This window comes from Anaerosalibacter massiliensis, from assembly GCF_024623155.1.
GTDB lineage: Bacteria > Bacillota > Clostridia > Tissierellales > Sporanaerobacteraceae > Anaerosalibacter > Anaerosalibacter massiliensis.
Window position 1 is genome coordinate 150,842 of sequence record NZ_JANJZL010000001.1, and the last position, 13,424, is coordinate 164,265.

The 13,424-nt window shown below is 27.8% G+C and carries 21 protein-coding genes; 19 read left to right on the forward strand and 2 right to left on the reverse strand.

What is annotated here, in order from left to right; genetic code table 11:
* Window positions 1-13 precede the first annotated feature (13 nt).
* The 4 genes from NSA23_RS00915 (at window position 14) to NSA23_RS00930 (ending at window position 3,875) form a co-directional block, all read left to right on the forward strand.
* Entirely contained in the window at window positions 14-1,075 is a 1,062-nt protein-coding gene (locus NSA23_RS00915) for a M42 family metallopeptidase (RefSeq protein WP_042681900.1), read from the forward strand.
* Window positions 1,066-2,085, forward strand: a complete 1,020-nt coding sequence (locus NSA23_RS00920; protein ID WP_042681898.1) for a M42 family metallopeptidase — start codon at window positions 1,066-1,068, stop codon at window positions 2,083-2,085. The genes NSA23_RS00915 and NSA23_RS00920 overlap by 10 nt, the downstream gene beginning before the upstream one ends.
* Entirely contained in the window at window positions 2,086-3,084 is a 999-nt protein-coding gene (locus NSA23_RS00925; RefSeq protein ID WP_042681896.1) for a M42 family metallopeptidase, read from the forward strand.
* Between the two features lie 179 nt (window positions 3,085-3,263).
* Window positions 3,264-3,875, forward strand: a complete 612-nt coding sequence (locus NSA23_RS00930) for a helix-turn-helix domain-containing protein (RefSeq protein ID WP_042681894.1) — start codon at window positions 3,264-3,266, stop codon at window positions 3,873-3,875.
* A gap of 365 nt (window positions 3,876-4,240) precedes the next feature.
* Here the strand turns inward: NSA23_RS00930 and NSA23_RS00935 are convergent, their stop codons facing one another.
* Window positions 4,241-5,434, reverse strand: a complete 1,194-nt coding sequence (locus NSA23_RS00935; protein ID WP_042681892.1) for a pyridoxal phosphate-dependent aminotransferase — start codon at window positions 5,432-5,434, stop codon at window positions 4,241-4,243.
* 377 nt (window positions 5,435-5,811) lie between these two features.
* Here NSA23_RS00935 and NSA23_RS00940 point away from each other — a divergent pair, with 377 nt between their 5' ends.
* From NSA23_RS00940 to NSA23_RS00975, 8 genes are all read left to right on the forward strand, one after another.
* Window positions 5,812-6,033 (forward strand): DnaD domain-containing protein, encoded by a 222-nt coding sequence (locus NSA23_RS00940; RefSeq protein WP_042681890.1) that lies wholly within the window; start codon window positions 5,812-5,814, stop codon window positions 6,031-6,033.
* A gap of 242 nt (window positions 6,034-6,275) precedes the next feature.
* Window positions 6,276-6,464 (forward strand): hypothetical protein, encoded by a 189-nt coding sequence (locus tag NSA23_RS00945; protein ID WP_042681888.1) that lies wholly within the window; start codon window positions 6,276-6,278, stop codon window positions 6,462-6,464.
* 235 nt (window positions 6,465-6,699) lie between these two features.
* Window positions 6,700-6,849, forward strand: coding sequence for a hypothetical protein (locus NSA23_RS00950; protein ID WP_187116670.1), 150 nt, complete (start codon window positions 6,700-6,702; stop codon window positions 6,847-6,849).
* Window positions 6,815-7,210: a DUF1064 domain-containing protein gene (locus NSA23_RS00955; protein WP_050069812.1), complete on the forward strand. Its 396-nt coding sequence runs from the start codon at window positions 6,815-6,817 to the stop codon at window positions 7,208-7,210. Before NSA23_RS00950 ends, NSA23_RS00955 begins: the two co-directional genes overlap by 35 nt.
* A gap of 150 nt (window positions 7,211-7,360) precedes the next feature.
* Window positions 7,361-7,501 (forward strand): hypothetical protein, encoded by a 141-nt coding sequence (locus NSA23_RS00960; protein WP_187116669.1) that lies wholly within the window; start codon window positions 7,361-7,363, stop codon window positions 7,499-7,501.
* A gap of 90 nt (window positions 7,502-7,591) precedes the next feature.
* Complete coding sequence (locus tag NSA23_RS00965; protein ID WP_187116668.1) at window positions 7,592-7,741, forward strand: hypothetical protein; 150 nt, start codon at window positions 7,592-7,594, stop codon at window positions 7,739-7,741.
* Window positions 7,742-8,008: 267 nt separating this feature from the next.
* The gene (locus tag NSA23_RS00970) at window positions 8,009-8,401 is read left to right on the forward strand and encodes a hypothetical protein (RefSeq protein WP_042681886.1); all 393 of its coding nucleotides are present in this window, start codon (window positions 8,009-8,011) and stop codon (window positions 8,399-8,401) included.
* A 182-nt stretch (window positions 8,402-8,583) separates the two neighbouring features.
* The gene (locus NSA23_RS00975; protein ID WP_187116667.1) at window positions 8,584-8,754 is read left to right on the forward strand and encodes a hypothetical protein; all 171 of its coding nucleotides are present in this window, start codon (window positions 8,584-8,586) and stop codon (window positions 8,752-8,754) included.
* Between the two features lie 789 nt (window positions 8,755-9,543).
* Here the strand turns inward: NSA23_RS00975 and NSA23_RS00980 are convergent.
* Window positions 9,544-9,882, reverse strand: a complete 339-nt coding sequence (locus NSA23_RS00980; protein WP_042681884.1) for a hypothetical protein — start codon at window positions 9,880-9,882, stop codon at window positions 9,544-9,546.
* 323 nt (window positions 9,883-10,205) lie between these two features.
* On the opposite strand from NSA23_RS00980, the gene NSA23_RS00985 reads away from it, so the two are divergent.
* From NSA23_RS00985 to NSA23_RS01015, 7 genes are all read left to right on the forward strand, one after another.
* Window positions 10,206-10,490, forward strand: coding sequence for a replication initiation protein (locus NSA23_RS00985; protein WP_042681881.1), 285 nt, complete (start codon window positions 10,206-10,208; stop codon window positions 10,488-10,490).
* Between the two features lie 5 nt (window positions 10,491-10,495).
* Window positions 10,496-10,966 carry a replication initiation protein gene (locus tag NSA23_RS00990; RefSeq protein WP_042681878.1) on the forward strand — a complete coding sequence of 157 codons (471 nt, stop codon included), beginning with the start codon at window positions 10,496-10,498 and terminating at the stop codon, window positions 10,964-10,966.
* Between the two features lie 126 nt (window positions 10,967-11,092).
* Entirely contained in the window at window positions 11,093-11,311 is a 219-nt protein-coding gene (locus tag NSA23_RS00995; protein WP_042681876.1) for a PepSY domain-containing protein, read from the forward strand.
* 210 nt (window positions 11,312-11,521) lie between these two features.
* Entirely contained in the window at window positions 11,522-12,109 is a 588-nt protein-coding gene (locus NSA23_RS01000) for a DUF4875 domain-containing protein (RefSeq protein WP_042681874.1), read from the forward strand.
* A gap of 123 nt (window positions 12,110-12,232) precedes the next feature.
* Window positions 12,233-12,715 carry a methyltransferase domain-containing protein gene (locus tag NSA23_RS01005; RefSeq protein ID WP_042681872.1) on the forward strand — a complete coding sequence of 161 codons (483 nt, stop codon included), beginning with the start codon at window positions 12,233-12,235 and terminating at the stop codon, window positions 12,713-12,715.
* A 50-nt stretch (window positions 12,716-12,765) separates the two neighbouring features.
* Complete coding sequence (locus NSA23_RS01010) at window positions 12,766-13,068, forward strand: hypothetical protein (RefSeq protein ID WP_042681870.1); 303 nt, start codon at window positions 12,766-12,768, stop codon at window positions 13,066-13,068.
* Window positions 13,069-13,084: 16 nt separating this feature from the next.
* Window positions 13,085-13,378, forward strand: a complete 294-nt coding sequence (locus NSA23_RS01015) for a hypothetical protein (RefSeq protein WP_042681867.1) — start codon at window positions 13,085-13,087, stop codon at window positions 13,376-13,378.
* Window positions 13,379-13,424 lie beyond the last annotated feature (46 nt).

Consider the following 13,424-nt stretch of genomic DNA (forward strand, 5'->3'; position numbering starts at 1 on the left):
GGGGGCGTTTTTAATGAAAACAGAAGATTTTCTCAAAATTTTATCTGATTCTCATGGAGTTTCTGGCTATGAATACAAAATTAAAGATACAATTATTTCTGCTTTTGATAAATATTCTGATGAAATAAGAACTGATAATCTTGGAAATATAATAGCTATTAAAAAAGGTACTTTAAGTAACAATAAGGATAGAATTAAAATTATGTTAGCAGCACATATGGATGAAATTGGGTTGATAGTTACAGACATTGAAGATGGAGGATTTATAAGATTTTCAACAATTGGAGGGATAGATCCTAGAACCCTTTTAGGCCAAGAAGTTATAGTACATGGTAAAAAGAACTTATTTGGCATAATAGGTGCAAAACCTCCTCATCTACAAGAAGAAGCTGAGAGAAACAATTCTGTAAAGATAGAAGATATGTCCATTGATCTAGGTTTAGATAGAAAAGATATTAAAAATATTGTGCAAATAGGGGATAGTATTACTATTAAAAGAGAGTTAATAAAATTGCAAGGTAATAGAGTAACTGGTAAAGCCTTAGATGACAGAGCAGGAGTAGTTACATTATATGAATGTATCAGAAAATTAAATACTATAAATCATCATCCTGATATTTATTTTGTATCTACTGTTCAAGAAGAAGTAGGATGCAGAGGAGCAGCTACAAGTGCATATAATATAAACCCTGATATAGGTATTGCAATAGATGTAGGATTTGGTTCTACCCCTGAATTACCTAAAGAAGATACTTTAGAAATGGGTAAAGGGCCAGGAATTACTTTAGGAGGGAATATTCATCCTGGATTGAGAGAAAAACTAGTAAGTGTAGCTAAAGATTATAATATACCGTTTCAATTAGAAGTAGATCCTGGTCCTACAGGAACTGATGCAAGAGCCATCCAAATTACTAGACAAGGTATCCCTACTCTATGTATTTCTATTCCATTAAGATATATGCATACTTCTGTTGAAGTTGTTGATTTAAAAGATATAGAAAATACAGCAAAATTATTAACTTTCTTTATATCTTCAATTTCAAATGAAAATTTGGAGGGGTTATTATGTTATTAGAAAAATTAACTGAAGCTTCTGGAGTTTCAGGAAATGAAAAAGATGTTAGAGATATAATCATTGAGGAAATAAAAGATTATGTAGATGAAATACAAGTTGATAAAATAGGAAATGTAATTGCCTATAAAAAAGGAGAGAATAGTTTTCCTAAGTTAATGATAACAGCCCATATGGATGAAGTAGGATTTATTATAACTGATATAGATGATTCCGGACTTTTGAAATTTACAACTGTTGGTGGAATAGATGAAAGAATTCTTGTATCTAAACCTGTAATAGTTGGTAAAAAACAAATACCAGGTGTTATAGGTGCTAAACCTATACATTTGCAGAAAAAGGAAGAACGTCTCAAAGCATTAAAATTAGAGCAACTTTATATTGACATAGGTGCAAACAGCAGAGAAGAGGCAGAAGACTTAATTTCTATAGGAGACTATGCAATATTTTATAGTGAATACATAGAATTTGGAAATGATTTAATAAAAGCCAAGGCTTTAGATAATAGAGTAGGATGTAGTCTTCTTATAGATTTGATTAAAGAAAATACAAAATTCGGTTTTTATGCTGTATTTACTGTTATGGAAGAAGTAGGTTTAGTAGGAGCTGGACCAGCAACTTATACCGTTGAACCTGAAATTAGTATAATTTTAGAGGGAACTCTTTGTTCAGACTCTCCAGAAACAGACGAACATTTAATTCCTACTAAGTTAAAAAAGGGGCCTGCTATATCTTTAATAGATAGAACAACATTATTTAATATTAATTTTAGAAAATATATAGTTAATATTGCGGAAAAAAACAATATACCTTATCAATTTAGGAAAACTAGTTTTGGAGGAAATGATTCAGGTAAAATTCATCAAACTAAAGAAGGATCTATTACAACAACAATTTCAGTACCATGTAGATATATACATTCACCTATATCTGTCATGGCAAAGGAAGACTATGAGAATACTTTTAAACTTTTAAAATCTATATTAAGTGAAATTAAAAAGGGGGATTTTTAAATGGCTTTTAATAGTGAGTTAGCTAAGAAACTAGTAGAGATATATTCACCATCGGGAAATGAGAATAATATTAGGAACTTTATAATGGATGAAATTAAAGATTATGTTGATGAAATTGAAATAGATCCATTAGGTAATTTAATTGGGAGAAAAAAAGGGAAAGGCAAAAAAATAATGATTGCAGCTCATATGGATCAAATAGGTTTAATGGTAACTGATATTGATGATGAAGGTTTTTTAAGATTTACAAATATAGGAGGAATTTCTCCTTTTATATCTCTTGGACAAAAAGTTATTTTTGAAAATGGGACTGTTGGAGTTATATTTTCAGAGCCTGTAGATAATATGGGAAAATTGAAACTTGAAAATATGTTCATAGATATTGGAGTTTCAAATAAAGAAGAAGCAGTAGAAAAGATCAATATAGGAGATATTTGTGTTTATGAGTCAGGTTTTTCTGAAAATGATAATGTGATTTTTTCTAAATGTTTAGATGATAGAATTGGATGCTTTGTAGCTATTGAGGCTATTAAAAAAATTAAAAGTAGCAATAACGATTTGTATTTTGTATTCACTGTTCAAGAAGAAGTTGGTCTTAGAGGAGCTAGAACTTCTGCTTATAAGATTAACCCTAGTTTAAGTATTGCAATTGATGTTACTTCAACTGGTGACACTCCAAAGGCTAAAAGATTTGCTGTTGGATTAAATAAGGGTACAGCTATTAAAGTGAAAGATAATTCAATACTTACTCATCCTAAAGTAAAAAATCTTATGATAGAAATTGCAGAGGAAAATAATATACCTTATCAAATGGAAGTATTGGAATTTGGAGGGACAGATTCAGGAGCGATTCATTTAACTAGAGATGGAGTTCCTACAGGAGCAATTTCTATACCTACTAGGTATGTCCATTCAACTGTGGAAATGGCTTCAAAAAAAGATATTAATTCTTCTGTAGATTTGTTAGTTAAATTGTTGGAGAAATCTATTGAAAAATAGGGACTGATGATTCAGTCCCTATTTTTTTATTTTATTTGACATAGAAATTATATTATTAAGATATATAGTACATTATGTCAATAAATACTTTGGAAAATATGTATTATATAAAAAGGAAATAGCAAGTTTTTAAAGAATAGTTATTATATAAGAGGAATAATATGAAGGAGGCGGAATATATGCTAGATCTAGATTTAGAGAAACAACATACTATTTCTGAAGTATCTGAAATAACTGATTATCCTCCGCATGTTTTAAGATATTATGAAAAAGAATTTGAACTTGATATTCCTAGAAATGATTCTAATCACAGATACTATACCTATAAGGAAATAGAGATGCTCCAGTACATAAAGTCATTACAAGACAAAGGCTTTAGCAATAAACAAATTAAATTAATAATAAAATCCCCTGAAATTCTTGTTAATAATCAAGAAGAAGCAGTAACTACTTCGGATTCATTACAAAAAATAGATTTTAATACATTATCACAAGAAATTAGTACCAATCTAGGAGAAGTAATCACTGAAGAAATTGCTGTAAAAATAAAAAATATTTTAGATTCAAATCAAGAAAATGAAGAAAAATTGATAATGAAATTAAAAGATGAAATTGAAGAATTAAGAAAAGAGCTAACTAGTAAGGAAAGGGATGTTTTAATCTGTGAGAATGCAAAATTAAAGATGAAGGTAAAAGAAAAATCTTATGAAGTAGCAGGGCTAAAAGAAAAAGTAAAAAGAATAGAAGAATCTAATAAGGGGTTTTTTAAAAAAATATTTAAGTCTAAATAAAAATATTGGATTATAATAATACTTTTCTTGCATTTTTGCCTATATTATATTTAAAATTAATAGGAAAATGAATATTAATATATAATTTGTTGCAAATTTCTGAAAATGGTATTGAAAATACTATTTATTTATGATATGATTTTATAAAAGGCAGAAAAGGAAGATGGGTATGAGAAAAAAATCAAATAAGAAAACTAAATTAAAACTCTGTATGAATTTTAAAAAATGTGGTGCAATAACTTGTATAAACAATATCCAGGGACTATGCAATTATGAAAAATGTGAATTATATGAGAGATCTTTAGTACAGGAATACTAAAGATATAAAAAGCAAGCAGTTCTAATGCTGCTTGCTTTTTATATCTTTATTTCTTATCTGGATAAACTTTCAAAGCTTCACTAAGTATTTTCATAGCTTTTTTAAGATCTTCTACATTTAAACAGTATGAGATTCTTACCTCATCTTTGCCTAATCCTTCTGTGGCATAAAAACCTTCAGCAGGTGCTAACATAACAGTTTCATTATTTATATCAAACTCTTTTAATAGCCATATAACAAATTTTTCAGCATTCTTTACTGGCAATTTTGCAATATTATAAAAGGCACCATGTGGTTTTTCACAAATTACTCCATCCATTTCCTTTAATGCATTATATACTACATCTCTTCTTTTTCTATATTCTTCTTTTGTTTCTTCAATATATTTATCAGGTACATTAATAAAATTAGCAGCACCAATTTGTTCGATAGTAGCAACACAAAGCCTACCTTGGCATAGTTTTAGTATTTGTTTCATTAGATCTTTATTTTTAGAAGCTATACATCCAATTCTTGCACCACATGCACTAAATCGTTTTGAAACACTGTCAGTTAAAATAATTCTATCTTCAATATCATTTAAATGTGCAAAACTCATATATTCTAATCCATCATAGACAAACTCTCTATAAACTTCATCTGCAATTAAAAATATATTATGTTTTTTAGATATATCTCTAAGCATATAAATTTCTTCTTTTGTATATATAGTTCCAGTTGGATTTCCAGGATTGGAAAATAATATTGCCTTAGTCTTTTGGCTAATGAGTTTCTCTATTTCAGATTTTTCAGGTAGGTGGAAACCGTTTTCAGCCTTTGTTGTAATAGGCACTACATTAACACCTGTCATATCTCCAAACCCATTATAATTAGTATAGAAAGGTTCTGGTACTAAAACTTCATCTCCATGGTCACAAGTAGCTAAAAGAGAAAATATTAGAGCTTCACTTCCACCATTTGTTACAAGTATTTCATCATCTTCAAAATTTATATTATATTTGGCATAATATTTTTTGATAGCAGAGATAAGTTCTGGAGTACCTTGAGATGGTGCATACGCTAAAACCTCTTTATCAAAATCTTTAACAGCATTAAAAAATTCTACAGGAGTCTTTATATCAGGTTGTCCTATGTTTAAATGGTAAACTTTTTTCCCTTTTCCCTTGGTTTCTTCCGCTATAGGTACCAACTTTCTAATAGGGGATTCTTGCATTTTCTCAATTCGTTTAGAAAAGTTCATGGAAAATCTCCTCCTTTAAAATATAAAAAAATATAATTATGTTGTTTTAAAATTCAATAAATTCAACTTTTATCTCTAAATATATAATAACACAATAAAAGAATAAGTTACAGTATGATTTTTCTACATTACATATGGATCCTTGGAATTGGTCAAAAACTAAGGTAAGAAATTTTTAAAATCTATTGGAAAGTGAAAGTATGATTATAAAGGTACCAGATTCAAAAAAGACCACTATAAAGATAGTAAAATACGAGCTTTACCAGAGTGAGGAAACCACAGAAAAACTAGTAAAAGACCGACAAAAACCATAAAGAAACTGTAAAAGAACTACGAAAAGACATAAACAAGAATGAAAAGAACGATGAGAATAGTGTATGTACGACGAAAATCTAAAAAATATCGTAAGGCTTCTAGAAGAAAATATGGGAGTGATACCTCCAATCTTAATTGATGAAATATACGAATACTCAAAAATATTTAGTTTACAAATGTTTAGTGAGGCTATAAAAATTGCGGTTGGAAATAAAAGTAGGAGAGTTCCATATGTTCTAGGAATTTTAATATGTTCTAGGAATTTTAAGAAACTGGAAAGATAATAACATATTAACTATAGATGACTTAGAACCTTTAAGAAGAAAAAAAGAAATAGAAAAGCAACAAAAACAACAGCAGCTATATCAAAATAAACAATATAAGAAACCTAAAAAAACTAGATTTCATAATTTTGGGCAAAGAACGGACAAGTATAGTGCTGATGATTTAGAAGCTATTGCTGAAAGAAAAAGAGAAGAAGCTTTGAAAAAGATGAGAGAGCAAAATCAATTATAGGAGGAATATCATGAATATCGGAAAAAGGTACGAAATCACAACATTTGGAAAAGGAAAAGGTGAAAAGGGAACAAAATTTAAAGGAATGTTCATAGCAGAGGAAAAGGAATTTTATATTCTACAGCATAGAGAAGGATTTAAGGAATGTTTTCTTAAGCTAGACTTTGTAACAGGTGAGTGTAAAGTAGAAGAGTTATAAAAAAAGCCGAGGATTATTCCCCGGCTTAATAGACAAATTTATTAGAAATGATCACAGTTACAGAAGATTATTACAAGTAACAAGAAGAAGAATAGTAGTGAATCGTCAAAATGACATCTTTCTCTAGTCATAATTACACCTCCTTAGAATGAGATATATTTGGTGCCTACTATAAATTATGCTAGGTGTTTAGAAAACGTGATGACAAGAATTATAAGGAGAAGGTAAAATAAAAATGAGTAAGGAAGAAATGTTAGCTATAGCTGATGAAGTAGTTGAAATATATTTTGATGAGAATATGAGCGTAAAAGGAGCTATAGAACTATGCAGGAGAAAAGAAGGTGAAACCTATGAGTCTAAGATGGACAGAAGAAGAATATCTTAATTATTTAAATAAGAAAAAGCCTAAAAAGAAAAGCAAGTATAACAATAAAAAGACTGAAATAGACGGAATTACATTTGATAGTAAAAAAGAAGCTGAATATTACTCTATGTTAAAGATATTAAAACAGGCAGAAGAGATAAAAGATTTTGGATTACAACCAAGGTACGAGTTACAACCTAAATTTACAAAGAACGGAAAGAAATATAGAGCTATTACATACATAGCAGATTTTGTAATAGTAAACAATGACGGAACTACAGAGGTTGTTGATGTTAAAGGGGTTGAAACTCAAGTGTTTAAGATTAAGAAAAAGATGTTTGAGTATCAATATCCAGATTTGAGCTTGAAAATAGTTAAGTAGGAGGTAGAGAGATGGAAACGATGTGGTCTATATCAATATTCATATATGGATTAATTAATATATTTAAAAAAGATAACTTAGAAAAAATACAAGGGTGGTTATTCATAATAACGTGATTATGCTAAAAAAATTCTTGCTGAAGGTATAAAAATGAAAAAGTTATTAAACAGAAAAGTTTATAAAACAGTAAAGAAGATGGACAGGCAAGAGATGGAAAGCTTTTATCTGATATATACAGTCAAGGTTTCAAAGATGGTGCGGAGTCAGCAGAAGGAGCAGACTTTAAAATAAAGTTAGTGCAAGTTCTAAAGAGGACAAAAGGGGTTGGGGATAAGACCATACAAAAAGTATTAAATACCTTAAAAGAGATATGGGGATAAAATGCAAGAAGCAGTAAAAAGGGCTGAAAGAATCTGGAGTAGATTAGGCAAGTTTTATATAAATATTATCAATAAAATTTTAAAACTATCATGTAGTCACAAGCAATATCTAAATAGAATGGAAAATCAAGGGTTTATAACTATGGCATGAATGATAAGTAGACTATAGAGGTAATGAAACATATATATAATTTTATGGATAAGCCAATAACAGTTGAATTACTTATAGATGAAATAACATAAAAGAGGGCATACCTGTAAGGGTGTGTCTTTTTTTATTACATATTATAGTTGCTCATAAATAAAATATATGGACGAATTCCATGTTATGAAAAAATATGCTATAATTTCTACAGCAGTAAGTTACGACCGGATACCATTAGATGTTAAATAAACAACAATAGGAAGGAGATAATATATGAAATTTTATAAACTATTAATCATAACATTGGTAATATGTATGCTAATATTTTTTACAGCAGGATGTTCCTCTTTTAAGTCTATCGAAAGTATGATTCCTTCTTTAGGGTGTATTAAAGATGATATTAAATCTAAAACAAGTAGCAATAGAGTAATAACATTAGAGTTAAAAAAAGGTGATAAGGTAAAATTCACATATGATTCTAATGTAAAAGAAGGCACTTTAAAAATTCAACTAACTCGTTCAAAAGATGAAGTGATTCAAGATTTTCCAATAAATAAGAGTGGTACTAAAGAATTAGTAGTAGACAAAGATGAAAGATACCTGCTTTCAGTGAATTTTGATAATTTTATAGGTGATTATAGAATATATGCAGATAAAATAAAGTAATAAGATACACTAAATTATAATGTTATGTATTTTGTTACAATATAAATATTGATTAGAGATACTTTATATTTATATCACAAATTATAGAAAAACCGTAAGATTCAAATTTCAATCTTACGGTTTTTTACGTATTATTTCACAACATATAACAGTAAAACAATAAGTAAAAGGTGGCGGAGATGATGACTATTGGAGAATACTTAAGGAAAAGTGATATTAACACATATAGAAAATTAAAGAACATATATAAAAAGAAGAAGGCTAAGAAAATTAAACTTGGAGATAAGGTTGAAAATTTAATGAGACATGATAGTTATAAAAGATGTGGGAGAAGGATAAAGCAAAGGAGTTGAGGCTAATGAAAAATAAACTTATATTCTATATATGTAAACATATTAAAGTCCTTAAAAACGCAAATACAAGTCTTAAAATTGATTTTATATTGTTCAAAATGAAGATAATAAAAAAATTAAAAAAATTGAGTATTTATTAGTTTTTAAGTTTTTAAAAAATAAAAGAATTGATAAAGTACCAGGATAGATTTATTTATTATTAATATCATAACTGATATTAATAATAAATAAAAATAGTTCATTCATTAAATAAAGGAAGCTTGAAGCTTCCTTTATTTACAATATATTAAGTAAAATAAGAATCAAATATATTCACTATCTAGTTATTTATTTTTATCACTTAACTTTCTAATGATATATACTATTAATAATATTACTAAAATTATTATTAAAATCGGAGTAGTATAAACTATTAAACTTCTTATTACATTATTCATATATCATAAACTTCCTTTCTTCATATATTAACCTTACTAATACGTATAAACTCCACCTGAACCATGATTATTTCCAGCAGTTATTCCAACTACTCCTGAATAACTGCCTACACCTCCATATCCACTAAAAGTAAAATCCATTTCTGCTCTCGCTGGACTTGTTACAGTTGCAGTCCCGAATAATTCTTGGTGAAGATAAACTCATAGTTCCACCACCAGCTACTGATTGTGCACCATAAACTCGATGAATTTTACTATTACCTTGTCTATATGTTGAATAATCAAATGTAAAACCTGCCCAATATGCACCATGACTTTTTCTTACCTTAGCACCATTTATTGTTGTATGATATTATGTAGAACTTACAACAGTTCCACTATCTGAAATAAATGAAGTCCAATTAGATTTACTTTTATTTTTTTCTAAAAACCGTTCATACTCTTCCATCAAAGAATCATGATCTGTTACTTCTTCACTATCTAGAAGTTCTCCTCTTTTTATTCTTTGTTCAAGACTTTTTACTGTTTTTTCATTCAAATCTACTGATTTGGATTCTTGACTAAATGTTCTTAACCTATTATTTATCTCATCCTCAGAAATAACTTGTGACTCTTGTGCATAAGTTATATTGATAGTACCAGTTATAATCAATGAAACCGTTAACATACAAGTAAAAACCTTTTTAAACATTAAAAATCTCCTCCCAATAGATTCTTATTTTACCATAATATACTTTTATGTAGCATAACATATAAATAAATTAAATACCAATTCACGTGAACAAAATAACTATATATTGTATCAAAATCATGTGAAAAATAGATATACTAACAAACAATTTAACTACTTTTAGAAGGTATAGGACAAGCTTGATCAGACGATTACAAAGATTAGTAGACGAGAAATTTAAGGGTTATAACGATAAAAATAAGGACTATGAGCGAGTCTGTAGTTTATTTCTCGTCTTAAAAATGATATAATATTAAAAAAGCAAAAAAATGGAAGTGAGATAAATGGAAGAAAATAATAAAAAATTAGTAGTAAAGCATAATAAGCTAATTGAATTTAAAGGAAGAATGAATTTAAATGAATTAAAATTGTTTAGTCTAATTATAACAGATGTAAGAGAACATCAGGAGAGGCAATTTGAAAAATATTATATAAATGTATTATCTTTAAAAGAGCAAACAAAAGATAAGAATTTTTATAACTACATTAAAAAAGTAGCTTTTAACTTGGAGGAAAAAAGGTTACAAGTTGAAAGTATAAATGAAAAAGGAAAAAAACTGCTACAATAATAAGATTGATAAATAAACCAGAAATTACTGAAGATAGTAAAGAGCTAGGTCTATATATTGACAAAGATTTAATACCTTATATTTTGGATTTAAAAAAGAATTTTACAAGGTATCAAATAGAAAATATTTTACAACTGAGAAGTAGTTATTCAGTTAGAATATACGAGTTATTAAAACAATATGAATCAATAGAAGAAAGGAAAATTAACATAAAAGATTTAAGAGAATATTTAGGAATAGAAGAAGAGTATGAAAGATTTTATGATTTTGAAAGATCGGTTTTAAAAGTATCAAAAAAAGAAATAAATAAATTTACTGATATAAAAATAAATTATGAAAAGATTAAAAAAGGAAGAAAAATTATAGCAATAAAGTTTACTATACAACCAGTACAGGACAGAAATTATTTAAAATATTTAGAAGATAATAAAGAGGGCATACTTATTGCACAGGGTATGTTCTTTTGTTATACATAAAATTAATATCTAAACAGATTTAATCATAATTAATAAGATAAAAAACAAAAAAATGGAAATAGCACAATTTTTTAAGCAATTGAATATAGTAATTGTGTAAATCATAAGAAAGGGGAGATTTATGCAATGGACAATCATTGGAGAATTCATCAAATCAGTGGATCAGAAGCTATTGAAATTGCTTTAAGACATGTTCCAGGGGAAGTATTAAAAGTTGAGCTAGACACTGAAAATGGTATATTAGTTTATGAAATTACTATAAGAACCTATACTGGAATGTATTATGAAGTAAAAATAGATGCTAACACAGGAGAAGTAATTGAAATAGAAAGGGAGTTTAATTAAAATATAAAAGCTTTAAATAATTAATATAAAAATACTAATATTAAAAGAGCTCACAAAAGAGCTCTCTTTTTATGTAATAAATTAAGGTAGTAGAGACAGTAGAGAAGAAAGAAGGATTTTCTCCTTTTTTGTGAAAGTAGTTAAAGAAGGGGGAGATTAAATATCAAAAAACTATTATCTAAAAGGAGTTTATTTTACTTAACGATTCTTTTGTTACTTATAGCTATGACTGGTTGTGGTAGTAAGAATACAAGTAGTACTGCAAGTGTAGATTATGAGATAATAGAAAAAGAAGATATATCAGTAGAAGCAGCCAAAAGATACTCTTATGATGTTGTAATAAAAGAAAAAGTAAATGTAAAAGAATTAGAAGATATATCTAAAGAGATTGTTGAAAAAATAAAAGAGGAAGAAAAGTTTAATGCTGTAGTAATATGGTTTTATGATTATAAAGAATATATAGGCGAAGGTCATACATTGGGTAAAACTACATATGCACCAGAAGGTGATTGGGCAAAGGCGGATACTGTTAGTCCTGGAGAATATGAGAAAATGGATTATAATTATGAGCTAATGGAAAAAGATTGGAGCAAGCAGTTAACTAAGGAAGAAGCAAAAGTGTATAAAGCTTGGCACGATCTTTATCAATCAAAAGCTAAAGATGATGATTTTCCAGATGAAGACAAAATTGATACAGAAATAGCTAAAAAATTTGATATATCTTCAGAAGAGGTAAATAAAATAATGAAAAAACAATTGATTTGGCAAATTAATGATAAAAATAAAACAAAGAGTTAGATAAAGGAAAAGAGAGATGCAGAAAATTAAAGAGCCTTAAAGGCTTATTTTTTATACTTAAATAATTAAATATTATAAGGGGATAATAAAACAGGATTAATTTTTAAAAGGAGGACATATAATATGGAGTTATCCCCAAGATTGTATCATATTCTCGTAAGGCCAAAGTGGTTTTCTAAGCTTTATGTAGAGAATGTAATTAAACATAATAAGGAAAGAATTGAATATGCAAAAAGATTATATCCCGAATATGAGTTTGCAACTCTTGAATCCTCTATATTACCAATTGATGATAAATCAATAGATCATATACTTATATTCTCTGTATTGCATCATATTGATTCAGAGGAACTAAAGGACTATTTAAAAGAGTTTCATAGGGTACTAAAACATGAAGGAAATATACTTGTAGTAGAACCTTATTTTAAACCTTATTGTGTTTTAAAAAATAATTGCATGAGATATTTTGATAAGGGTAATTACATTAGAACAGAGAAAGAGTATCTTGATATGTTTAATCATAATAAATACAAGACAGAAGTAATTAATAGATACAGCCAGCCACTTTTCTACAATAAGTTATTTTTTATAGCTAGCCCTATTTAAAAGTGAGTTTATTTTTTAATTCTTTAATTATGTAAATTTGGAGGTAGAAAATGAATGAAGACTGTAAAGATTGCATTTATATAAAGAATGTAGAAACAAGGCTTACTAAAGTTGAAGGAGTAGTAGAAGGGTTGCAGAAAGATGTAACAGAAACAAAACTAGATTTTACAGCAAATAATGAACAAATGAAGAACATGACTTCTACACTCGAAAAACTAGAAGTAAAAATAGATAGACTTGATAATAAAATTGATAAGTTAGAATCTAAACCAGGTCAAAACTGGGAGAATTTAATAAAGACAATAATTACAGTGATTGCTACAGCAGCAGTCACTTATTTTATTTCTAAGTGAAAGGAGGTGAGTTCATATGAATGAATTTATGACAGCCGAAACTCTTGCAACCTTTGCAGGATTAGTAGCTGCAGTAAGTATAGTAGTTCAATTTACAAAAAGTATTATAAAAAAGAATTTTGGTGATCAAGTAGTAAGAATATATGCTTTCATAATTGCATTAATTCTTACTTTTATTTTTGCTAAAAGTGGACAAGGCATAGAAGGCATAGTTTTAACAGTAATAAATGCTATATTAATAAGCTTAACTTCTATGGGAACTTATGAGGTTATAGCTGACCCAAGGGCAGAAAAAGAAAAATTAAATTAGTTATAAATAAAAGGAGAGGATTTATAATGTAGATAGAATATTAACA